Origin of the sequence: Bacillus sp. FSL R5-0422 (assembly GCF_038610765.1) — a bacterium.
Taxonomy (GTDB): Bacteria; Bacillota; Bacilli; order Bacillales; family Bacillaceae; genus Bacillus; species Bacillus pumilus_O.
In genome coordinates, this window is the sequence record NZ_CP152014.1 from 712,273 (window position 1) to 735,750 (window position 23,478).

The 23,478-nt window shown below is 40.0% G+C and carries 22 protein-coding genes; 14 read left to right on the forward strand and 8 right to left on the reverse strand.

The window, feature by feature from the left end; genetic code table 11:
- Window positions 1–94: 94 nt before the first annotated feature.
- Window positions 95–2,134: a penicillin-binding transpeptidase domain-containing protein gene (locus tag MKX52_RS03465; RefSeq protein WP_342491489.1), complete on the reverse strand. Its 2,040-nt coding sequence runs from the start codon at window positions 2,132–2,134 to the stop codon at window positions 95–97.
- 261 nt (window positions 2,135–2,395) lie between these two features.
- Between MKX52_RS03465 and MKX52_RS03470 the strand changes: the two genes are divergently transcribed.
- The gene (locus MKX52_RS03470; protein ID WP_342491490.1) at window positions 2,396–3,811 is read left to right on the forward strand and encodes a DASS family sodium-coupled anion symporter; all 1,416 of its coding nucleotides are present in this window, start codon (window positions 2,396–2,398) and stop codon (window positions 3,809–3,811) included.
- 5 nt (window positions 3,812–3,816) lie between these two features.
- On the opposite strand, the gene MKX52_RS03475 is transcribed toward MKX52_RS03470, so the two are convergent.
- Entirely contained in the window at window positions 3,817–4,161 is a 345-nt protein-coding gene (locus MKX52_RS03475; RefSeq protein ID WP_254112621.1) for a hypothetical protein, read from the reverse strand.
- Between the two features lie 92 nt (window positions 4,162–4,253).
- Here MKX52_RS03475 and MKX52_RS03480 point away from each other — a divergent pair, with 92 nt between their 5' ends.
- The gene (locus MKX52_RS03480; protein ID WP_119124545.1) at window positions 4,254–4,481 is read left to right on the forward strand and encodes a hypothetical protein; all 228 of its coding nucleotides are present in this window, start codon (window positions 4,254–4,256) and stop codon (window positions 4,479–4,481) included.
- Here the strand turns inward: MKX52_RS03480 and MKX52_RS03485 are convergent.
- On the reverse strand, window positions 4,462–4,941 hold the full coding sequence (locus MKX52_RS03485) for an Hsp20/alpha crystallin family protein (RefSeq protein WP_058015467.1): 480 nt from the start codon (window positions 4,939–4,941) through the stop codon (window positions 4,462–4,464). The genes MKX52_RS03480 and MKX52_RS03485 overlap by 20 nt on opposite strands.
- 65 nt (window positions 4,942–5,006) lie before the next feature.
- Between MKX52_RS03485 and MKX52_RS03490 the strand changes: the two genes are divergently transcribed.
- Together MKX52_RS03490 and MKX52_RS03495 are read left to right on the forward strand one after the other, a co-directional pair.
- Window positions 5,007–5,264: a hypothetical protein gene (locus MKX52_RS03490; RefSeq protein WP_012009223.1), complete on the forward strand. Its 258-nt coding sequence runs from the start codon at window positions 5,007–5,009 to the stop codon at window positions 5,262–5,264.
- Window positions 5,265–5,270: 6 nt separating this feature from the next.
- Window positions 5,271–5,504, forward strand: a complete 234-nt coding sequence (locus MKX52_RS03495) for a hypothetical protein (RefSeq protein ID WP_024424583.1) — start codon at window positions 5,271–5,273, stop codon at window positions 5,502–5,504.
- A gap of 36 nt (window positions 5,505–5,540) precedes the next feature.
- Here MKX52_RS03495 and MKX52_RS03500 read toward each other — a convergent pair whose 3' ends face one another.
- Window positions 5,541–6,932: an amino acid permease gene (locus tag MKX52_RS03500; protein ID WP_342491491.1), complete on the reverse strand. Its 1,392-nt coding sequence runs from the start codon at window positions 6,930–6,932 to the stop codon at window positions 5,541–5,543.
- Between the two features lie 180 nt (window positions 6,933–7,112).
- Window positions 7,113–8,186 carry a glycosyltransferase family 2 protein gene (locus MKX52_RS03505; protein ID WP_144481919.1) on the reverse strand — a complete coding sequence of 358 codons (1,074 nt, stop codon included), beginning with the start codon at window positions 8,184–8,186 and terminating at the stop codon, window positions 7,113–7,115.
- 133 nt (window positions 8,187–8,319) lie between these two features.
- On the opposite strand from MKX52_RS03505, the gene MKX52_RS03510 reads away from it, so the two are divergent.
- The 3 genes from MKX52_RS03510 to MKX52_RS03520 all read left to right on the forward strand — a co-directional run bounded on the left by MKX52_RS03510 (window position 8,320) and on the right by MKX52_RS03520 (window position 12,036).
- Window positions 8,320–10,203 (forward strand): ABC-F family ATP-binding cassette domain-containing protein, encoded by a 1,884-nt coding sequence (locus MKX52_RS03510; RefSeq protein WP_342491492.1) that lies wholly within the window; start codon window positions 8,320–8,322, stop codon window positions 10,201–10,203.
- A gap of 160 nt (window positions 10,204–10,363) precedes the next feature.
- Window positions 10,364–10,789 (forward strand): MerR family transcriptional regulator, encoded by a 426-nt coding sequence (locus MKX52_RS03515; protein ID WP_012009228.1) that lies wholly within the window; start codon window positions 10,364–10,366, stop codon window positions 10,787–10,789.
- A gap of 56 nt (window positions 10,790–10,845) precedes the next feature.
- On the forward strand, window positions 10,846–12,036 hold the full coding sequence (locus MKX52_RS03520; protein ID WP_144472080.1) for an MFS transporter: 1,191 nt from the start codon (window positions 10,846–10,848) through the stop codon (window positions 12,034–12,036).
- Between the two features lie 46 nt (window positions 12,037–12,082).
- Here the strand turns inward: MKX52_RS03520 and MKX52_RS03525 are convergent, their stop codons facing one another.
- Complete coding sequence (locus tag MKX52_RS03525; RefSeq protein WP_012009230.1) at window positions 12,083–13,636, reverse strand: ABC-F family ATP-binding cassette domain-containing protein; 1,554 nt, start codon at window positions 13,634–13,636, stop codon at window positions 12,083–12,085.
- A 152-nt stretch (window positions 13,637–13,788) separates the two neighbouring features.
- Here MKX52_RS03525 and MKX52_RS03530 point away from each other — a divergent pair, with 152 nt between their 5' ends.
- The 4 genes from MKX52_RS03530 (at window position 13,789) to MKX52_RS03545 (ending at window position 18,707) form a co-directional block, all read left to right on the forward strand.
- A complete protein-coding gene (locus tag MKX52_RS03530; RefSeq protein ID WP_342491493.1) occupies window positions 13,789–14,925 on the forward strand; it encodes a DEAD/DEAH box helicase in 1,137 nt (378 codons plus the stop codon).
- A 160-nt stretch (window positions 14,926–15,085) separates the two neighbouring features.
- Window positions 15,086–15,511, forward strand: a complete 426-nt coding sequence (locus MKX52_RS03535; RefSeq protein ID WP_342491494.1) for a hypothetical protein — start codon at window positions 15,086–15,088, stop codon at window positions 15,509–15,511.
- Between the two features lie 12 nt (window positions 15,512–15,523).
- Window positions 15,524–16,219 carry an ABC transporter ATP-binding protein gene (locus tag MKX52_RS03540; protein WP_342491495.1) on the forward strand — a complete coding sequence of 232 codons (696 nt, stop codon included), beginning with the start codon at window positions 15,524–15,526 and terminating at the stop codon, window positions 16,217–16,219.
- Window positions 16,206–18,707: an ABC transporter permease gene (locus MKX52_RS03545; RefSeq protein ID WP_342491496.1), complete on the forward strand. Its 2,502-nt coding sequence runs from the start codon at window positions 16,206–16,208 to the stop codon at window positions 18,705–18,707. The genes MKX52_RS03540 and MKX52_RS03545 overlap by 14 nt, the downstream gene beginning before the upstream one ends.
- 46 nt (window positions 18,708–18,753) lie before the next feature.
- Here MKX52_RS03545 and MKX52_RS03550 read toward each other — a convergent pair whose 3' ends face one another.
- Both MKX52_RS03550 and MKX52_RS03555 read right to left on the reverse strand, forming a co-directional pair.
- The gene (locus tag MKX52_RS03550; RefSeq protein WP_342491497.1) at window positions 18,754–19,758 is read right to left on the reverse strand and encodes an NADP-dependent oxidoreductase; all 1,005 of its coding nucleotides are present in this window, start codon (window positions 19,756–19,758) and stop codon (window positions 18,754–18,756) included.
- 108 nt (window positions 19,759–19,866) lie between these two features.
- Complete coding sequence (locus tag MKX52_RS03555; RefSeq protein WP_144472090.1) at window positions 19,867–20,256, reverse strand: YfmB family protein; 390 nt, start codon at window positions 20,254–20,256, stop codon at window positions 19,867–19,869.
- Between the two features lie 221 nt (window positions 20,257–20,477).
- Between MKX52_RS03555 and MKX52_RS03560 the strand changes: the two genes are divergently transcribed.
- The 3 genes from MKX52_RS03560 (at window position 20,478) to MKX52_RS03570 (ending at window position 23,458) form a co-directional block, all read left to right on the forward strand.
- Entirely contained in the window at window positions 20,478–20,825 is a 348-nt protein-coding gene (locus tag MKX52_RS03560) for a general stress protein (RefSeq protein WP_088000770.1), read from the forward strand.
- 970 nt (window positions 20,826–21,795) lie between these two features.
- Complete coding sequence (locus MKX52_RS03565; RefSeq protein ID WP_211063727.1) at window positions 21,796–22,455, forward strand: methyltransferase domain-containing protein; 660 nt, start codon at window positions 21,796–21,798, stop codon at window positions 22,453–22,455.
- Window positions 22,456–22,732: 277 nt separating this feature from the next.
- Window positions 22,733–23,458 carry a GTP cyclohydrolase II gene (locus MKX52_RS03570; protein ID WP_012009236.1) on the forward strand — a complete coding sequence of 242 codons (726 nt, stop codon included), beginning with the start codon at window positions 22,733–22,735 and terminating at the stop codon, window positions 23,456–23,458.
- Window positions 23,459–23,478: the final 20 nt, after the last annotated feature.

Genomic DNA, 23,478 nt, shown 5'->3' on the forward strand with positions numbered 1-23,478 from the left:
TTAGACATTCGTGAGCACCGAAGCGCAGGACTGACAACGAATGCGAGGGTTTGTCTACACGCTGAGAGACACAAGTGTTTGTGTCTCTAAATGGTTACTTATAAAAAGATGCGATGACAGGCTTCATTTTTTGAATGACGAGTCCACTACCGCCGCGGTTTTTTACATCTTCAATCATACCGACGAGGACGTAATCTTCTTTTTTAGGATTAAATGCAAGTAAAAATCCATTTTCAGAACCGTCTGTTGCTCCTTGCTTGCTCTTCAGTTCTGCCGTTCCTGTTTTAGCGGCGATATCAGCGCCTTCCATTTGTAAGGAGTGAGCTGTACCATTTGGGCTTGTCACGACCTGAGTGAGCGCGTCTTTCACTGTATTTGCCGAGTCTTCTTTGATGATTTGTTTTGGTGATGCTGTTTTCTCATCTTGAACGACTCGAGGATAGACAAGCTTGCCCCCTGTTGCAAATGGAGAATAGGCATGTACTTGTTCAATCGGTGACATGAGTAATTCACCTTGACCATATGCCGAGTCAGCAAGCAGGATGTCCGATTGAATGCCGTCGTTCGATACTTGTGCTGGTTTCATTGTAAATGGCATGTGCAAATCATCGCCAAATCCGAATGCTTTTACTTTTTTCTCATAGGTGTCTTTGCCAATTTCCAGAGCTTCCTGACCGAAGTAAATATTATCTGAGTATACGAGGGCATCAACCATATTTACGTTTTCTTTATCGTGAACCCGCGTAATGCGATAATTGCCCCAAGATTGATCTTTTTGCCATTTCAGTCCATGGATGGTGCGTACTTTATGAGGTTTTGTGACACCTGTTTCCAGCCCGATGGCTGCTGTAATGGTTTTGAATGTAGACCCTGGTGCATATCGGCTTGCATAACGGGCTTGGAATGGGAGATCTGGGTTTTCACTGTATGCCTGATACTCCTTAGGTGTGATTCCGTTTGTCATGAGATTGACATCATAGGAAGGGGCACTGACAAGCGCTAATAGATCCCCAGAAGATGGATTCATGATGGTGACGGCCCCTTTTTCACCTTTCAGCTGTTCATAGGCTTTTTTCTGTAAAGAAGCATCAATGGTCAGCTTCACTGTTTTTCCATCTTGTCGATCTGATTTTTGCAATGTTTCTTCAATGCCTGTTTCATCATGGACGATTAAAATGCTTCCGCCATCTTGTCCACGCAAGTTTTTGTCAAATGTGAATTCTAGGCCGGTTTTGCCGATGATTTGATCTGCTTTTAACGCCGGATTTCTTTTGATATCATCTGCATTTGCTTTTCCAACATAGCCGGTGAGATGGGCGGCGGCTTTGTTATAAGGATAGTAACGCATTTCCTTCGATTGATAGGTGACGCCTTTTATATCTTTTGGAATCGGCTTCTGTTCTAACATTGATTTGAGCGGAACAAACGTGTCGTCTGTGACCCATGCTTGTTTCAGCTGATTGTCGATGAGTTCTTCATCAATATCAAATGCCTTGCTGATTTTTTTGATATTGCGTTCTTTTTCTTCTCCTGTGCCAAGCTTTCCTGGGATGATGCCAAGTGCGCTTCCGCCAGTTGTTTCTGCTAGGGTACGTCCTTTTCGGTCGACGATGTTTCCGCGTACAGCAGGGTCTGATTTGACTTTGATCGTATCTCCCTTCTCCATTTGTGGGAAGATGAGATTTGGCTTCCAGTCGACTTTCCATTTGTCATCTTCTTCTGAGAGAACGCCCTTGTAAGAAAGCTTGTGCAGCTTGCCAAATGACGTTTTCATTGTCACATCATAGGAAAATTGATATCCATTTCCTTTGTCCTGTTTTTCAACGTTGAGCTTTGATATGTTCAGATCATAAGCGCCAATTCCGTTGAAGATATTGTCGTATTTTTCGGCTAGTTGTTTTTTTGAGAAGTCATTGGCTTTCAAAGACGCACTCGTTACCTCATCAGCCAGCTTCGTAAAGTCTTTCTTCTCCATTTGTTTTGTAAAGGATTGAGCCGCTTTTAAAGCTTCTTTTTCTTTTGAGAAAAGAGAATCTTTTAAGAAAAAGAAAGCAACAGCAACTACGATGATACTAAGAATGGGGATCATGACTTTTTTCTGTTTCCAAAATGATTTTCGTTGATCCGTATACAATGAAAACACCTCAATTTTTGATTAGATCTTCTATATTTTACAGTGATTGCAGATGATTTGTATAGTTTCTCCTATGAAAATAGACCAATGTTTCATGTCATGGATTGGGGAAAGGGACGAAAATGATAGATGGTTACTATGAAAGATATCTTCATTTTTTCTTATGATTTAAAGGATTTCTTAAGAGATCATCGAATGTGGAAAAATAGAAAAATATACAAGCGCTTTCAATAAGGGGGAATTGTTATCGTTTATCAAAAGGTGAATGTGATTGGACTTGTGCTTGGACCGGCACTCTTCTTGCTCGTTCTTTTTCTCATACCTGAAAATGAATTGACCTATGCTGCGAGGGTAGTCTTGGGCATTACCGCTTGGACGGCTACATGGTGGGTGACAGAAGCACTGCCCATCCCTGCAACATCTTTATTGCCCATCATCCTATTGCCGACACTTGGCGGGCTTTCGATGGAACAGACATCAAGAGCTTATGGAGATCCGATCGTTTTTATGTATATGGGCGGATTTATGATCGCAATTGCTATTGAAAAATGGAATCTGCATAGAAGAATGGCCTTACACATTTTAAGGGTGATTGGCACACGAAGTGACCGCATTGTATTAGGTGTCATGATCGCGACTGCTTTTTTATCTATGTGGATTTCAAATGCAGCGACAGCTCTGATGATGCTCCCGGTGGCACTGGCTGTGATTAAAGAGGTCAAAGCTAATGATATTTTAGCTGGTCCATCTCTTGAGCGTTTCAGTAAAAGCATTTTATTGTCGGTTGCGTATTCAGCGTCAATTGGAGGTCTGGCAACACTTGTCGGGTCCGTCCCAAATGCGGTGTTTGCTGCGATGTCAAAAAAGCTATTAGATCGGGAAATTATGTTTTTTGAATGGTTTTTGTTTGGTTTTCCTGTTGCGATGATTCTGCTCATTCTCTTATTTCTGTATTTGACCAAAGTCCAGTTTAAGGTAAAGCACACAGGTGAAATGAGTGTAACGTTCATTCGAAAGGGATTAGAGGATTTAGGAAAAATGAAACAAGAGGAAAAATGGGTGTTTGCCGTTTTTCTCACGACGGCGTTTTTGTGGATTTTTAAACTCTTTTTGTTTGGAGGAGTTACCGTATCCGATACGTCGATCGCCATTTTTGGTGCCTTGCTGTTATTTCTCATTCCAGCAACAAACGGAGAGAGACTATTAGAATGGCAGGATATGAAACAGCTGCCGTGGGGGCTGTTGCTGTTGTTTGGAGGTGGGCTATCGCTCGCTACGGGCTTTGCAGAAACCAATCTAACAGGATGGATTGGGGAAAATCTACAGCATTTAAATGGGCTTTCGTATATCATGCTATTGATCATTTTAACGGGAGCGATTTTGTTTATGACTGAGATTATGTCAAATACAGCTGTTGCCAATATGATCATTCCGATTACGGTAGGGCTTGGGCTTGCGATTGGGATCGAGCCTTATGGGTTAATGGCTGCGGCTGCTTTGGCTTCTTCATGTGCGTTTATGCTGCCGATTTCCACACCGCCAAATGCCGCTGTCTTTAGTGCAGACGTGCTGAAAATATCAGATATGGTCAGGACAGGATTTTGGTTAAATATCATAAGTATTGTGGTGATTGTCCTTGCGGTGTATTTCTGGCTTCCGGTTGTGCTTAAAAGTTGATCGGATTACGAAGGTGGCTTTGATCGAATCGAGACTGTCGGTGTTTTTGTTTCTTTTGGCTTCGGTGGAGGTGCTGATTTTTTGATGTGCGTGTCTTTTGGCGTGTAATAGGTTGCCCCAATGTTGAGTCTGCCTTGAAGCTGGTCAATGGAAAGCTCACCAAACTCTAAATGGTAATCAATTTTGTCCACATGCAGGGATTCGATATGAATGTGTGTATCCTCTGAGACAGGGGAAGCTGATGCAGACATTTTTTGCTCGAGAGCGGTGAGCCTTTTCTCCAGCTCGGTGACAGAGGGCGATGGACTGGATTCAGTTTTTTTAAAGAGTGATAGAATGAAATGTTTCAAGTAGACCACAACCTTTTCTTCTGCCTTGATCTAGTCTATGGAAAAGCTGTGAGATATATACTTATAGAGATGACAAGAAAGGAGAGAAGCACATGCTGCCTACTCATATCCACATTGCCCATATGAAGACGAACTCAATCGGCACAGGATCATCCATGACATTTGGTTCGACGTTTGTTTGCAATCATTGCAGTACGATGAAAAGAAACAATGGGTTTGGGGAACAGAATGCTGATGGCGTGATCACGATCCTGCCGATTGAATCGATTGATGATCGTGATCAAATCGACGCCGTGAGTATCAATATTCGTCATCTATGATAATAGCAGTCGCTTTTCCTTCATCCTTTTGCAGTCTGATATAAAGCACACCGTCTTTAAAGGCTGCATTCATTTGTCCAAGAATCATTTCTGGAAGCCGAATTTTCTTTTCAAACGGACCATACTTGCCCTGCTTTTGACGAAAATCCTGCTCATTAAAAAAGGAAAAACGCTGTCCTTTCACAACCAAATATTCGCCATATGATAACACTTGTACATCTTCCTTTCGGTAGCCAGGCAAATAAATTAAGTACTGAATTTCTGTCGCGGTTTCCACCATGTCGATGGGTGGAAACGACGCATCTGGGCCGCGCTGATCCTGCTGCGTAAATGTAAAGGGAGACGGACCGTTTGCCATAAAGGGAGATCTTTGCTCATCATCGAAGATCATTTTCCAAAAATCATCCCCATGCATTTGCTGGGCAATATCCATCCACTGCTTCATTTTTTCGAAGTCCATGTGAAGACCTCCTGTTAACATACTTGATGGGTGCTTGCATATACCTATAAAAAGGAGGTTTATCTGTGGTTCAACCAACTCCGTATATCAATATTAATATTTTCATGTTAAAAATTAATTCCTTTGAAAATGCGTCGGCGGTGAATGTCGGACAAAATTTGTTAGCAGAGTGGCAAAACTCAGATAAAAAAAATCAGGGGTACGGACAAAATTTTGGAGATGCCAGCGGTTTTGTCGGGACAAAAAGCCATGTAGATGATCGAGATCAAGTGGACTCACCTGCCTCTTTTTCACCAACAGCTAAACCCATTCAAAGGAAGTGACGTGTGATGTTATTCTCACCCTCAGTCGTCAATGTCGGTGCTTTTAAAATCAATGCAATGGATCGGGGTGCATCACTGACGCTAGGACCTTATCAGCAGATCGATTATTTTCTCTCGATGAAATTGAACCAAGGATTTGGAGAGGACAATGGAGATTGTTCACCGCTTGTCATTCCGATTTCAAGCGTGTTAGATCCAGATATGGTGGATTCAAATTCAGTCAAAAACAGCGTGGTTTAAGCAAAAAAAGAGACCGGGAATCCCCGTGTCTCTTTTCTAATGTGTTTCATTCAGATGACTTTTTCGTCTTGCATAGGCGAAATAAACAACGACACCAATGGCCACCCAGATCAGGAAGGCTCTCCATGTCTCCCATGAAAGGGTAGTTGCGAGTGTGATACAAATGACCGCACTGATAATCGGAAGAACAGGCACGAATGGCACTTTAAACGCTGCTTTGACATTCGGGTGTTTTTTCCGTAAAACGATAACGGCGATTGAAATGACTGTGAAGGCTGCAAGCGTACCGATGCTCACTAAATTCGCGAGTGTCGATAAGTTCACAAAGCCTACGATACATGCTGCGACAGCACCTGTCAGCCAAGTATTGGCAACGGGTGTTTGTGATTTTGGATTGACATTAGAGAAAATCTTCGGCATAAGACCATCACGGCTCATCGCAAAGGTTAGGCGCACCTGCGCATAGACTAAGGCAATTAAAACCGTGGTGATCCCAATAATGGCACCGGCGGATATAATGCCCGCCACACTATTCAGGCCAACAACTTGAAGAGCAAATGCGACAGGGTCACTGACATTTAGCTTTGTATAGTGAACCATGCCAGTTAAGACAAATGAAACCCCGATGTATAAAATCGTACAAACACCGAGCGCACCGATGATTCCGATTGGCATCGCCTTTTGAGGATTTTTGACTTCTTCAGACGCATTAGCGATCGCATCAAATCCTAGGTAAGCAAAAAAGACAGTTGCCGCTCCAGCAATCACACCGTGGAAGCCCATCGGCATAAAAGGTGTCCAGTTTTCAGGTTTGACGTACGCAAAGCCTGAAATGATAAAGAGAAGGACGATGGCAATTTTAATTAGCACAATGATGTTATTCAGCTTCGTGCTTTCTTTCACGCCTCTTGAGACGATAAAGGTGATAAGCAAAATAATGAGTGCGCCTGGAAGGTTAAAGACGGCTCCATCAGCGGCTCCAGGTGCAGCTGATAAAGCCTTCGGTATGTGCATACCGAATCCACTGAGCAGTGATTGGAAATAGGACGACCATCCGCTTGCTACAGCAGAGAGTGCAATGACATATTCAAGCATGAGATCCCAGCCCATTAAGAAGGCGAGAAATTCCCCAAGTGTAGCGTAGGAATACGTATAGACACTTCCTGATACAGGAATGGACGAGGAGAACTCAGCGTAGCAAAAAGCAGCAAGGGCGCATGCGATCGCAGCTAAAATAAAAGATATAATAATCGCAGGTCCCGCATCCTTTGCCGCAGCAACCCCCGTAATCACAAAGATCCCAGTCCCGACCACGCAGCCAATGCCAAGCAAGATTAAATCAAAAGTATTTAACGATCGGCTGAGCCGCTTCGTTTGACTTTCAAGCATGAGCTGGTCGAGAGACTTTTTTCGAAATAAAGAACTCATGTTGACCTCCTAATGGATAAATCTTTTCGTAAGACGAGTGTTAGTATATGCTGAAATGACAATTTAGTCAATTGGTTGAAGAACGCTTTAAATCACTAAAGTGTTAAACGCCACCATCGACTTTCTGCTTAAAAAGAGACATCCGCCGATAGATGGAAGGCGGATGTGGTGATAAATCATTTATGTCTGTTCAGTAAATATTTTTTCATTATACAGCACACTTGGATGAGTTGGGTGATGGGCGGCGGAAGCAAGGTGATGTGTTTTGGCTTTCTCCAAATCGCCAAGCTGATAATAACAATAGCAAAGCTGAAGGTGAGGATACCACGTTTTATAATGTGTGAGTGTGAAGGCTGCTTCGTTTTCAGGAGCCTTCAGCGCCTGCTCATACCAAAAGATCGCTGCCTGATGTTTATTTTGAATTTTTAGATGATCCCCGATTCGGCAACAAAATTCTGGACGAGGCTGATCATATAAGAAAGAACGTAATAATGAGGATAAAGCCGCTTCCTCGAAGCCTACCGCATAATAACAGTCTGCTAAATATTGGCATGTGCGAATTTCATCCTCAATCCAGCACTGTTTTGTCGCTAAAAATTCATGATAAAAACGAATTGCTTTGACATGCTGCCTGTTATCTCTTAATTCATTGGCAAAGTAAAAGAGGTCACGGGGTGTCATGTCCTCTCCCCTTGCCAGCATGTCTTCATAAATTCGCAGGTTGCGCCCTGGTTCACCAGCGGTTGTTTTCTTACGCTTTTGATGTGTGACGGCTATATCGGCTGGTAAGATATTTCCGTACACCTGAAGAAACTCATGAACGGCCCCGTACCACTGAAAGTTCAAGGCACGCTTCACAAGGCGATTTCTTCTATATTTGAAATTCACCTGACCGTCTTCATCGAATCCTACATGATAAAACATTGAGACGGCATCCACCGCAGGATCGAGTGTCTCTTTGAGCTGAAGAAATTTTTGACGGTCTTCTTCAAGCAGAACATCGTCTGCATCAAGCCATAAAATATATTCTTTCGTTGCACGTGAGAAAGCGAAATTGCGGGCTTTGGCAAAATGCTGAACCCATTCGAAATCAAGCACCTTGGCTGAAAAGGAGTGAGCAATCTCTTTCGTACGATCTGTTGAACCTGTATCAACGATGATCATCTCATCGACAATGTCTTGAACGGAGGAAAGGCAGTCCGCTAACACCTCCTCTTCATTTTTCACGATCATACATAAGCTAATGGTTACCATCTTTAGATCACCTCTTCATAGTGTATCGAGCAGCAAAAGGAAACATTCTTTTCAGCAGGGGGTTTTTTAAAACTAGTTTTCTGCTACTGGCTGATTTAAAATAAAGGAAGAATCTATGTAAGGGCTGATAAAAATGAGTTTATTGAATGTAGAAGGATTATATAAAACCTATGGCGAGAAAACGCTGTTTGATCATATTTCTTTTCATATAGAACCAAAGGAACGCATCGGGTTAATTGGACCAAACGGAACAGGGAAGTCAACGCTCCTAAAGGTCATTGCAGGACTTGAATCGTTTGAGGAAGGTGACATCACGAAGGCAGGGACGCTTGATATCGAATTTCTTGAGCAGGACCCTGAAATGGATGGGGATGAAACGATTCTCGATTACATTTTTTCTGGAACAGCACCGATGATTCAAACGATGAAGGCATATGAACAGGCACTCGCCGATTTAGAGCATGATCCACAAAATGAGGCAAAACAAGAGGCGCTCATGCGCATGCAAAATCGAATGGATCAGGAAGACGCATGGGATGCGAACCTGTCAGCAAAAACGATTTTGACAAAGCTTGGCGTCAAAGATGTGAGCCGTTCGGTTCATGCCTTATCAGGCGGACAGAAAAAGCGTGTCGCGATTGCTAAAAATTTAATTCAGCCCGCAGGATTGCTGATTTTAGATGAGCCAACCAACCATCTCGATAATGCAACGATTGAATGGCTCGAAGGATATTTGAGTCAATACAGCGGTGCTGTCATTTTGGTGACGCATGATCGTTATTTCCTCAACCGAGTGGCCAATCGGATTTATGAGCTGAATCAAGGACAGCTCTATACGTATAAAGGAAATTATGAAGTCTTTTTAGAAAAAAGAGCGGAACGAGAAGCAGAGGCCCAGGTGAAAGAAACGAAACGTCAAAACTTACTCAGACGAGAGCTTGCATGGCTGAGAAGAGGGGCAAAAGCAAGAACAACGAAGCAGAAAGCACGCATCGGCAGAGCTGAAGAACTAATGGATCAAAAAGGCCCTGATGCGAAGGGAGAGCTGGATTTCGCCATCGGTTCGCATCGCCTAGGAAAACAAGTCATAGAGGCAGAAGACTTGTCAATTTCATTTGCTGGTCAGACCCTTGTGGAGCGGTTTACAGACTTAGTCGTGCCGGGCGACCGGATTGGATTCATTGGGCCGAATGGAGTCGGAAAAACGACGCTTCTCAATTGTCTAGCGGGTAAAATTGAACCGACTTCAGGACAGTTGACGATCGGACAAACCGTTCGCATTGGTTATTACACGCAGGATCATAAGGAAATGGATGAAGAGCTGACGATCATTGAATACATCAAGGAAACAGCTGAGATCGTTAAGACATCTGATGGCGCCATAGTGACAGCAGAGCAAATGCTGGAACGGTTCCTATTCCCAAGATCCATGCAGCGGACGTTTATTCGCAAGCTGTCAGGGGGAGAACGCCGCAGATTGTATTTACTGAAAGTCTTAATGGAAGAACCGAATGTTCTCTTTTTAGATGAGCCAACGAACGATCTTGATACGGAGACCCTCAGCATTTTAGAGGATTATTTAGAACAGTTTCCTGGCGTTGTCATGACCGTATCGCATGATCGTTATTTCTTAGACCGAGTGGTTCATCGTCTGCTCTCCTTTGAAGGAAATGGCCGCATTTCACACTACCAAGGCGCTTACAGCGATTACATGGAGCAAGAAAAAGAGGCGAAGCGGACAGAGACAAAGCCTGCTGAGAAACAAGTAGAAGCGGCGCCTAAAAAGAGAAAAAAACTTTCTTACAAAGACCAGCTTGAATGGGATGGAATTGAAGACCGGATTCAGGCATTGGAGGAAAAACATCAGCAGCTTGAAGCAAGCATTGCAGAAGCAGGCAGTGATTTTGGGAAAATTCAAGAACTGATGGACGAACAAAAAGCCGTTGCTGAAGAACTAGAACAAGCAATGGACCGCTGGACAGAACTGTCGATCATGATTGAGGAATTAGAAGGTTAATCCTAATAAAATGTTTGAAATAAAACCCTGTAGGACATTCTACAGGGTTTTTTCCTTTACCTCAAAACACGTGAGAATCAGGAACTCAAACATTTACGTTTACGTTAAGGTGATAAAGGTGTATAATAAATGATGAATTGATGAGCAGGAGGCACTGGCAATGGATTGGATGAAAATTGATCAAGTGGCGAAAAGAAGCGGACTGACGAAACGGACGATTCGTTTCTATGAAGAAATTGGTTTATTATCAGCACCAAAGCGGACAGAGGGCGGTGTCAGGCTGTACTCAGAGGACGACATGGAAGAACTAGAAAAAGTCATGCAGGCAAAAGAGGTACTCGGTTTTTCTTTACAAGAGCTTCAATCGTTTATGGAAATAGGGAAGCAGTTAGAGCTGAATAAAGAAGGCTACTTGCTGTCGCTTGATCCGAAGGAACGATTAGAAAAGCTGTTAGATATTGAGGCGCAGCTGACTGTGCAACATCAATTAATTACAAAAAAGCTTGAAACGATTCAATCCTTTAAAAAGGATCTTGAAACGATGAAAGATAGAGCGGCTCATGCGATTGAGCAACTACAAAAATAAACACCTCAGTGTGTTTATTTTATTTTGTCAACATTTGAAGGAAAGGTTCTGATGGAATGAAGGAAGAAGAAGTGTTAAAACAGCGTACAAGTCTACTTAGGCAGCCGAAGGCCGTCTGGGCTGTTGCCTTTGCATGTGTGATTTCATTTATGGGGATAGGACTTGTGGATCCAATTTTGCCGGCCATTGCATCACAATTAGATGCATCTCCAAGTCAGGTCTCTCTGTTGTTTACGAGCTACTTACTTGTGACCGGCTTTGTGATGTTTTTTACCGGCTTTCTCTCTAGTCGAATTGGTGCGAAATGGACATTATTAATCGGACTTATTTTTATTATTGTCTTTTCTGCTTTAGGTGGTACCTCTTCAACGATTAATGAATTAATCGGCTTTAGAGGCGGATGGGGCATTGGGAATGCCTTATTCATTTCAACGGCTCTCTCTGTCATTGTCGGTGTGTCTGTTGGAGGAAGTGCGAAGGCCATTATTTTATACGAGGCTGCACTAGGTCTTGGGATTTCAGTTGGACCGCTGCTTGGCGGAGAGCTTGGGACGATCTCTTGGCGCGGACCATTCTTTGGTGTTGCGGTATTAATGCTTGTTGCTCTTCTAGCCATTACGTTTATGCTTCCGCCGATGCAAAAACCTCAGAAAAAGGTGAAATTATTTGAGGCTGTCGGGGCGTTAAAATATAAAGGGCTTTTAACGATGGCATCTGCCGCTTTCTTATACAATTTCGGTTTCTTTGTGCTTTTAGCGTATTCGCCATTTGTGCTTCATCTGGATGAGCATGGTCTTGGTTATGTCTTTTTTGGATGGGGGCTATTTTTGGCCGTCACATCCGTCTTCTCAGCGCCAGTCATTCATCGCAAGCTTGGAACATTGACTTCTCTTGTGGTACTTTTTGCTTCGTTTGCTGTGATTTTATTCGGTATTGGCATTTGGACTTCACATATTGTCGTCGTCATCTGCGGAATTGTCATTGCTGGGGGGATTCTTGGCATGATCAATACCGTGCTCACGACCGCTGTGATGGGATCAGCACCAGTTGAGCGTTCCATTGCTTCATCCTCTTACAGTGCTGTGCGGTTTATTGGGGGCGCGATTGCTCCTTGGATTGCCGGCGTACTTGCTGAATCTTATACAGCGAGCACCCCTTACTATGTTGGAGCGGCTGTCGTTCTGTTGGGCATGATAATCCTGCTAATTGGTCGTAAGCATCTTATCCATATCCAAGCAGGTCATTAAAAGAAAAAAGCCTTATATCTTTTTCAGATATAAGGCTTTTTTGCCGTTATAATACTTTTGTCGTCCAAGATTCGCAATTCCAAGTTTCAGTGGCTACATCTTGATAAAATTCAGGTTCGTGAGAGATCAATAAGACGCTCCCTTTGTATTCTTTTAATGCACGTTTTAGTTCTTCTTTCGCATCGACATCCAAGTGATTGGTCGGCTCATCGAGAACAAGTAGGTTGGTTTCTTCATTGATCAGCTTACATAGACGGACCTTTGCTTTTTCTCCACCGCTTAAAACAGACACGCGGCTTTCAATATGTTTTGTCGTTAATCCGCATTTAGCAAGAGCAGCTCTCACTTCATATTGCGTGTAAGAAGGGAAGGTGCTCCATACTTCTTCAATACAAGTGTTGCTGTTTTGTTCTTTTACTTCTTGCTCAAAGTAACCAATATGAAGGAATTCTCCGCGTTCCACTTCACCCGAAATCGGAGAAATTTCTCCAAGGAGACTTCGCAGCAATGTCGTTTTTCCAATCCCGTTAGCACCGTAAAGCGCAATTTTTTGCCCACGTTCCATTTTCAGATTCAATGGACGAGAGAGTGGTTCATCATAACCAATGACCAAATCTTTTGTTTCAAAAATCAATTTCCCAGAAGTCCGTGCCGCTTTAAAGTGGAATTCAGGCTTTGGTTTTTCTGCTGCGAGTTCAATCATATCCATCTTATCTAGTTTCTTTTGCCGGGACATGGCCATATTTCTTGTGCTGACACGCGCTTTGTTTCTTGCCACAAAATCCTTTAATTCAGCGACTTCCTGTTGCTGCCTTTTATAAGCTGCTTCAAGCTGGCTCTTTTTGACTTCGTACACTTGTTTAAATTGATCATAATCACCAACATAGCGCGTGAGTTCTTGATTTTCCACATGATAGATCAAGTTAATCACGCTGTTTAAAAACGGAATATCATGTGAAATGAGGATAAACGCATTTTCATATTCCTGTAAATAGCGCTTCAGCCACTCAATATGCTGCTCATCTAAATAGTTGGTCGGCTCATCGAGAAGGAGAATTTCTGGCTTCTCTAACAGCAATTTCGCAAGCAATACTTTTGTACGTTGTCCGCCGCTCAGCTCTGTCACATCACGGTCCAGCCCAAGATCGGTTAACCCAAGACCTCTCGCTATTTCTTCGACCTTGGAATCAATGATATAGAAATCATTGTTTGTGAGCGCATCTTGAATGACGCCCACTTCCTCTAACAGCTTTTCCAGCTCATCAGGATCGGCTTCACCCATTTTGCCGTAAATGTCATTCATCGCTGCTTCCATTGAAAATAAATAGTGGAATGCATCCTGAAGCACTTCGCGGATCGTTCGTCCCTTTTCTAGCACAGTGTGCTGATCCAGGTAACCGACACGGACATTCTTTGCCCATTCCACTTTTCCTGCATCTGGCTCCAGCTTGCCAGTAATAATATTCATAAACGTTGACTTTCCTTCACCGTTGGCGCCAATTAAACCAACATGCTCGCCTTTTAATAAACGGAAGGAGACTTCGTGAAAAATGGCTCTGTCGCCAAAGCCATGGCTTAAATCTTTAACAGATAATATCATTTTTTACACCTCAAATAGATTCAAAACGGCTAGTGCCTCTCATGATTATATCGAACTGTCCGTCTCGATAAAAGCATCAAAAGAAAAATTGCGTTTCAAAGCTGATTTTGAGATACTAAAGGATAGATTGAATGAGGATAAAGGAGATCGACATGATAGAAAATTGGGCATTTTTGAAAGAAGCAAAGCCATTTATTCAAGAGAACTTCCAATCGGCTGGCTTCGAAAAACCAACAGCTATACAAGAAAAAACAGCAGAATGGATTACGGAGAAGCGTGATGTGATCGCAGAATCGCCTACGGGAACGGGGAAGACACTGGCGTATGTGTTGCCGCTTTTAAATAAAATCGATGTGAATATCAAGCACCCACAAGTCTTAATCTTGGCACCATCAAGAGAGCTTGTGATGCAAATTTTTGATGTCGTGCAAGAGTTCAAACAAGGATCAGACATCAAAGCGGTCTCCTTGATTGGTGGAGCAAACATCAAAAAACAGCAAGAAAAACTAAAGAAACACCCGAACATCGTTGTCGCAACACCTGGGCGTGTACAAGAATTAATCAAAATGAAGAAACTGAAAATGCACGAAGTCAAAACAATCGTGCTAGATGAAGCAGATCAGCTTCTTGTGCCAGAGCATATGAAAACGATCCAAGCGATCATTAAATCCACACTAAAAGAAAGACAAATCCTTTGTTTTTCTGCGACCTTGAAAGACGAAACGGTTCAACTGATTAAAGAAATGACATCTGAACCAGAAGTATTGAAAATTGCTCGAAGTGAGGAAGAAGCGCAGAAAGTAGGACACTATTATCTGTTATGTGACCAGCGTGACAAAGTAAAACTACTGCAAAAGCTATCGCGGCTTGAGGACATGCATGCGCTCGTTTTTGTGCGTGATATTACGAATCTAAGCATTTATGCAGAGAAATTAGCGTATCACCATGTCGACCTTGGTGTCCTTCATAGTGAAGCGAAAAAAGCAGAGCGAGCTATCATCTTAAAGGAATTTGAACAGCGTGAATTCCCGCTTCTTCTTGCAACAGATATCGCAGCAAGAGGGATCGATATTGACGATCTGCCTTACGTGATCCATGCCGACCTGCCAAACGAAGAAGGCTATATTCACCGTTCAGGCAGAACCGGTCGAGCAGGAAAAGAAGGAGCTGTCATCAGCCTCGTCACACCTCAAGAGCATACAACGCTCAAAAAAATGGCGAAAAAGCTACATCTATCGCTTCAGGAAATTGTTTATAAGCAAGGTCAGTTGCATCTTGCAGAAAAATAATATAAAAAGTGAAGGATCAAAACGATTACAAGAAATTCTCTTCGTAATCGTTTTTTTATAGATAATTTTAAGGTTAAATTAAGGAATAAAAATGGGTTATTATGTTGATTTTTACAATTTTGTATATTACTATTTATATATAAAATCTAGGAGGTACAAAATGGGTAAAATGTTAAAAAACAAGAAAATAGTTGTGGGTATTCTAGTTGCATTTATAACGGTTTTTGGATTATCTCAAGTAGGAGAAGCAGCAACGAAAACTTTTCAAATTAAATTTGTAAGATCAGCTCTTGAGGGAAAGACTGCTTATAGCTTAGCGAATAAATCTACTTCTATTTTCTCGAATGCTAGAATTTGGAACGAATCTAAGAAAGGTTATAATAATAGTAAACACAAATACAGTATTCAATTGAAAGAAGATAAATTATTTTTTGGAAAATCTTATAATACCAGTTTTCAGACACCAGCTGCTAATACTAAAAAGCTAGGTAAAATCTCAAAAGGTTCTTATAAAGTTAATATAACGAAACATACGTATACAGCACCTGGATTAGGCCTTAAAGGTAGTGGTAAAATTAAACAGTAAGAGGGATTTGCGATGAAACTTATTGAAGCAAAAGAACTAACTAAAATATACCAGCAGGGTGTTCAGCCAATTTATGGCATGCACCCTGTTTCTTTTCAAATAGATAGAGGTACGATGAATCTAATTAAGGGGAGAAGTGGCTCTGGTAAAACTACGTTACTTAATATGTTAGCCGGTTTAGATGAACCAACAAAAGGCCAAGTTCTATTCCAAAATAGCAACTTTTATGGGTTATCAGAGCAAAAACAAACTAGAATTAGAGCAGCAGACTTCGGCTTCATCTTCCAATCATTTCATCTATTACCTGAACTAAAAGTTGAGGACAACATTTGTTTACCTTTGTTGATTGCCAATCAACAAGTAGATCAATCATATTTCCGGGAATTAATAGAAGTTTTAGACATTACTGATTTAATTAAAAAGTATCCCTTTCAAATTTCAGGTGGGCAACAACAGAGGGTAGCGATTGCTAGAGCATTAATCCATCGGCCGCTCGTTGTTTTTGCTGATGAGCCTACAGGTAATTTGGATAAAAAAAATAGTGAGCGTGTGATGAAGATACTCACTAATTTGTGTGAGAAACAAAATACTACCATCGTGCTTGTAACACATGATGAGAGAATGATAAAGCATCCAGATCAAATTTTAGAGGTAGAAGAAGGTAGAGTGAGTATATATAAAGGTGTGCATCAGAATGGTACTATTTAAATTAGCTTTAAAGACAATTGTTTCTCGGAAACGATTGTCTTTAGCCTTGATATTGTTAGCAAGCATATCTTCTTTTTTGCTCGTTTTTGGAAACAGTCTTACTAATACAATGATTTTAAAAACAGAAGAAAAAGCTTATCAAAAATACGGTGAATTTCATGCTGTTATTAATGATATAAAGAGTGAGGATTTAAAGAAACTTCAAAACGCTAAGGCAGTAAAGAAGATAGGTCATATTCAAAATTTAGGAAGAACAGAGTCGTTTCACGATTCCAATCTACCTGCAAATTATGGTGTTTTAGATCAAAACGCAGTTGAGTTGGGGCATATCCAATTAGAAAGCGGCAGGTTCCCTCAACACAAAGATGAGATTGTTATTGAATCTTTCCTTAAACATGCTTTTTCAAAAAATGCATTAAAAAGTTATGTTAATTTAGAAGTTAATGGTAAAGAAGAAAAATATAAAATAGTTGGGATTATTAAAAATTACTCAGCTGTTTGGACACCACCAAAGGTTGATGAAGCAAGGAATATCAATTATCCCAATGTACTTTTTCATAAAGATAGTATACATTTAAAAAAGAATAAAAAAAATGTGCTCGTTCAATTGACTAAAAAAGTCGATGAAAATGCAGTTTATGAAATACTTACTGATATAACGAATAATGAGTGGTTAACCTCGAATGAAAATCTATTAGAAGCTAAAACTCAATACTTAGATTCATTTCAAATTTTAAAATTTTTATTTAATGTTATCTTATTATCGCTTAGCATTGCTTGCGTCATGTATCTTTTCCATGTGTTTTTTCGAGACCACACTAAAAAAATAGGAATATTTAGAGCAATTGGACTCGATAAAAAACAAACATTGCTAATGTTATTATTTCAGAAGTTTTTATTGTTAGGCTTAAGTTCTATTGTATTTATTATATTCTTAAGTACTTACATTCTCATAATAAATCTCTTCAAAATTGAATACGACGTAAATATATCAATTTTTATGTTATTTATTTTGATTTTGACAGTTATAATTATTTGGACATCGTTCAAACAAGTAAAACAAATCTTTTCTAAAGATATTATCAGTAATTTAAATAACAATAACAGGCGTTTGAAAACTTCTAAAAATATAATAAATGAAAAGTTCTATTCAAAAATATCATATCCATTTAAAATATTATTTCACAATCTTGTTTTAAAGTGGAAGACAAATGCCTTACTTGTTATAACAATTGGATTATTTATTACTGTTTTTTATACAACGTATTTAATTGTAGAAGAAACAAAACCAAAAGACTTAAAAACACAGCCAGATTTCTCCCTCTTTTCTAAAAGATCCATTTCATATCATATAATTAATAATCATATGTTGGAAATTGGAGAATCAAAAGGCTTTAGTTTTAAAAATGTAGACAATTTTGAGAAAAGCAAAGGTATAAAATATATAGAAAAATATCCAAATACTAAAGATTCTGGTCTGTTTGTTGAAAATGGAAAAGTTTCAAAATACTTAAAAAATTGGACGGATAATAACCTAGACGACTCTCACTCAAATCAATTAGAAGAGAATTCTTATGAACGTTATATTCCTGAAAATACTACGTATATTCCAAATGTAAAATTCTATGTAGTAAATAATCAAGAGTTCGGTCAATTAAAAAGGCAGTATAATCTTGAAAGTAACAATCATGATGATTCTGCACTCCTTTTTTTTCCTGAGGTGAATGGGTTATCTGAAGACACTTTAAATAAAGATGAAAATATTTATATTGGAAGAGTCGAGCAAGATTCAAAGGGTAAAATAAATTCCAAAAAATGGAAATTTAATATTGGTGATTTGGTGGATGAACCATACCGCCTGCAGATGAATGGAATTGTCGTTGAAAATGATGGATTAACTGTAGTTATACCTCAAAAATTAGCGATTGAGAAAAAGTTGTTTAATGGTTATGAAGAATTGTATATTTATCTTTATGACCATGTTACATCTAGTATACAACATCAAATTGAAACGAAATCTCGAGAAATGGTTGGACCATTCCAAGGTGGTTATTTCGCCTCAAAAAGTGAAGAAACAAAGCAACAGCAGGAATTAGCTGACTATACGATGAAATTAGGGCAAACACTTTCTTTCAGTATCCTTATTATATTATTCATTCTCTTAGTCACGATGCTTTATGGGAAATTGGTTGAGAGACAGTCAGCTTATTCCATCCAAATTGCACTTGGAAAAAGAAGGTTCATTTTATTTTTAGAGCTTGTTTATGAAATGCTTTTTTATTTTGTATGTTCTATCCTTCTTGGAACTGTCATTATTACAGTAATGAATCAATTGCAGTCAACAGAAATGTCAATACAACAACAAATTACCTTGGCAGTTCAAGGTATTTCCGTTGTCGCTGTTTTCTTATTCATCATTGTAGGATCTTCTTATTTTTATATTCGACGCTTAAAAATAGCAAAAGGTTTGTTCACCGAAGAATCATAAAAAACAGCCAAATGTGCCTTCTCAGACATTTGGCTGTTTAATTTTTTTAATAAATTTTGACAAGTTGTTTTCCGACATTTTCTCCTTTGAATAGTCCAATGAATGCATCCGGAATGTTGTCAAAGCCTTCAATGATTGTTTCTTTATAAGTCAGTTTGTCTTCTTTTACCCATTGTGCGAGGTCTCTTGCTGCTTCTTCAAAACGATCTGAGTAGTTGGCAACAATGAAGCCTTGCATCAATGCACTTGTTTTAATAAGTTTTGTTTGCACACGCGGTCCAATGTCCTCGCTTGCGCTAATGTTATAAGACGAAATCGCGCCGCACACCGGAATACGTGCAAAGCGGTTCAAATGATTTATCACGGCATCAGATATTTCGCCGCCTACATTGTCAAAATATACATCGACGCCGTTAGGGCACGCCTTTGCAATGGCATCATCTAAATCATTTGTTGTTTTATAATTAATTGTTTCATCAAAGCCCAGCTCTTTTAAATAAGCCAGCTTATCATCAGATCCCGCAATCCCAACGACGTGAGCGCCTTTGATCTTAGCAATTTGTCCCACAACGGAACCAACAGCACCTGCGGCCCCAGAAATGACAACAGTCTCGCCTTCTTTTGGCTGGCCAATCGCAAGAAGACCGAAATAAGCGGTTTGCCCTGGCATACCTAAAATGCCTAAATAATAGGACAACGGCGCAATAGATGGATCAATTTTTGTGAGAGAATCAGCTTTGGCCGTGGAATATTCTTGCCAGCCAAGGAATCCAAGTACAAAATCACCTTTTTCAAATTGAGGCGATTTGGATTCAACGACTTCTCCGACAACACCGCCCTGAATCACTTCATTTAGCTTGAATGGAGGTGTATAGGATTTTGTATCCTGCATCCGTCCTCTCATATAAGGATCTACAGAAACATATTTCGTTTGAATCAAGACTTCACCATCTTGCGGCACAGGTATATCGACTGTTTCAAAATGAAAAACATCTTTTGTAGGTAATCCTTGTGGACGTTTGGCTAATTGAATTTGCTTTTGTTGACTCATGTCAAATCCTCCCTTTCACTTGCAGCCTAGATTTACATTAACATGATGCTTCTTTTCATTCAAAACATACGATCTATTTCAAACACATACAAAAAAGCAGCCACCATCTTATAGATGAGGACTACTTTTTTGGAAGTCAACAGAGAGGAGCGGCGGCAGACAGCCAAACAGCTGATACACGTCCTCATCACGTTCTTTTAACAAATATTCGTTCGCATTTTGCATGGAGGCTTTCATCATATCGCGCGTCACAAAAGGATAAAGGATATTCAAGTATGAGGACAACAGGTCTTGTGGATCTTGTTCAATCGACTCGATATCTCCAATGTTAATAATGATGGAAAAGAGATAATCAATGGAGATGCGAAAGTGCTGTTCAGCAAACAATGTAAGCGGCTCTGCTTTTGCTTCTTCAGGATTCCATTTTTGAAAAAGCTGTTTCACCAAATCACTGACAACCCAAGCATTAAACTGCTGCTCCGCTGAAAAGTAATACATCAGCTCTACCTCATTTCTAGCCTCCAGTACAAGAATTGTACAATAAAACAGCAGGGATGAACATAATATTTCAGAAAATTTAGTCATTTTTACAGGCTTTTTGTCAAAAATAAGTCAATAGGCATGGTTAGTACACAATGTAAAATGGATGTGCTCAAAGAAGGTTTAATGATAAAAGTGACGGGTAAAAGATTCGTAAGACGCTAAAGGAGGAATATAAAATGAAACCTGTTGTAAGAGAGTATTCAAATGATGAAACACTTCAAAGAGATGTAGAGCAATTAAAATCACTCGGTGTTGCAAGAGAGGACATTTATGTTCTGTCCCATGACGATGATCGTACAGAGCGTATTGCTGAAAATGCAGATGCCAATACGATAGGTCCAAGAGAAGTTGGCCTGAAACATGCTGTTGGGAATATCTTTAGTAAAAAGGGCGATGAGCTCCGAAATAAAATCCATGAAATTGGTTTCTCTAAAGAAGAAGCTGAGAAATTTGAAGAACATTTAGATGAAGGGAAAGTCCTTCTCTTTGTGACAGACCATGAAAAAGTGAAAACTTGGGCATAAACGCCAACTGAGAAAAAGCCTCTTACTTTCGTAAGGGGCTTTTTTTCATGCCACCATCTTTGAAGGAGAGGTCACAACTTTTTTACTATATTTAGAAAAAATAGCAGATTGGAATAAATAGTAAAACATCTAATTGAAAATGCAGGTATACCAAAGGATATGATAGAGAATGTGAAAAAATAGTCAAAATATCACAAAAATCTATTCGGGAAATAATCAATGTATCTTTCGAATTTGTTTCAAAATGTAATAAAAACATTGTGTATTTTAGAGGATAAATTTCTTAGATCTAAAGATTTATGTTGTGTTCTTATGTAGAAATAAGGGTTTTGAGGTCAAAAAACCACGAAAAATACATGTATTTTCAATTAGAAAATTCATTTTAAAGTTTAGGAAATATATTGTTGACAAAATAATCTAAAAACAATATATTTGGCTTATTCCAGTCATTATGGAAGTAGTTGTTAAAATACTGATGGACTATTCGAGGCTTATTCTAGTGAGAGGTGGTGCATAAAACCAAGTCATTAGCGCTTTTATGAGAAAAGTCTTGCTCGGAATATTTCTACTAAAACACAAGAAAACGGTCTTTTACTTGAAAAAGATATAGTAGCCGTTCTAAACAGTAGATTGAGCTTTCTACTATGATCACTTTGCAAGAGATATATAAAAGCCATTATGTTTTTGTACAGAAGAGAAAGCGGTTTCAATAAAGGCTGTGAGTTGATCGAGCGTTAAAGGAGGTGAACTCATATGAAAAAAAGAGAGAACAAGCTGATGCGCTGCAGCAATCCAATGGCTGCATATGAGGATGAATGTTGAAAAAGAAGAGTGAACATGTGGGATGCTTCTCTTCTTTTTCAGAAAACAGATTTTTCTAAAAAATCCATCTTTTATTTTAACATAAGGTTTTTGGCTTGAAAATGACCTTTACCTGAAAAGTCGATTTTAAAAAGAAGGAGGTCCTGTGATGAAAAAGGCTTTATACCACGAAGACAGTGGGTTGTATCTAGAAAAAATGCGTATGGCATTTCAAGAACATTATGAGAAAAGAACAGATATGTGGTCTACTGATCCATCTTTAACAGATGCAGCTGTAATGTCATTAAAAGCTTGGCGTTCAAGGGAAAAGAATGCACTTGCTTCTGTACTCGATATCGGATGCGGGAACGGCCGAGTACTGGAACATTTAAGCGGACTTTCCGAATATGTCGGCATCGATCTCTATGAGCATGAGGAGTGGGAAGGATTACAGAAAAGAGAAAAAACGATCCCTGTCCATTTTGTTCATCAAGATTTTATGTCTTGGTCAATGGATCAGGGGCGAGAAATGCAGTTTGATTTAATTTTAGATCATGGCTGCTTTCATCACCAGCATCCTGATGATCATGAACGTTATTTAAAACAGGTGTCCTCTTTGCTTCAAGAAGGCGGAGTTTTCTCACTTGTTGTATGGGGAGAAGAGTGGAGAACAGGGTTAATCGGAGAAGATGGTCGTTTCCACTTTTCATTTTCAGACTCTCAGCTTGGAGAAAGAATTTGTTCATCAGGTCTGGAGCTTGTATCGATTACACCATTAAAAGCAAAAGCCGGTATAAGCCAGCACCATGTCATTGCCGTCAAAATCTAGTACAAAGGTGAACAATCTTACGAAGCAGAGGTGTTCGTTGTAAGAAAGAACATATGCGCATCATGCAAGAGAAAGGCGTGATGAACCAGATTTCTGCTCCTTTGTACTGGAAAAAACCTAGATTGACATATCGCTAGAATAGGTGGAATCAATGTCTGAACGATGAGAGAAAACGCACACCCATGTTCTTTTAAGCTATGAGTGCGGACACATATTCATCACCATCACTGCGCTACCTGAGTCGATTTGGGTGCAGCGATGATTAGGGGGGAGACAAATGAATAAGTTTGTAGATGAATTACAATCAATGATTCATCATTTTACCTTTCAAGAAAAAAACTATTTGCTCGTGGGGCCAGTGAATCTGCCAATCTCTATTCAACATGAAGAAGTGCCATTTAAGTGGTATGCCTTCGCACCTGTTGAAGGAGAGACAAAACCAACGATCGAATCTATTGTCAAAATGAGTACCGCGCAGCAAACCTTTTCCTCTTGTCTCTTATTTGGCGACTTTGAAAATGAAATGCCACCGCTTGTGCGAATTCATAGTGTCTGCCAAACAGGGGATGTGTTTGGGTCATTGAAATGTGACTGCGGTCCACAGCTTGCGTTATCGCTGAAGAAAATCACCGATTACGGAAAAGGCATGCTCGTCTATATGGCCAATCAAGAAGGGCGGTCAATTGGGCTGATGGCGAAAGCATTGACGTATAAATTACAGGAAATGCAGCTGGATACGTTTGAAGCCAACCGCCTGATTGGATGCGGAGATGACGACCGGCATTACGAGGAGGCAGCGGCTGTTCTACACTATTTAAACAAAGGGAAACCAATGCATCTCCTAACGAACAATCCAGATAAAGTCGATTCTATTGCTGCCTACGGTCTGCCTGTTTTGCGGTTTGATCATACGGTCGAAGCCTCTCTCTATAATGAAGCCTATTTAAAAGCAAAAGCAGCCTCAGGGCATATGGTCGATGAGAAAAAATTAATTAATCAGTAGATGAGTTTACTTTAAAGAAG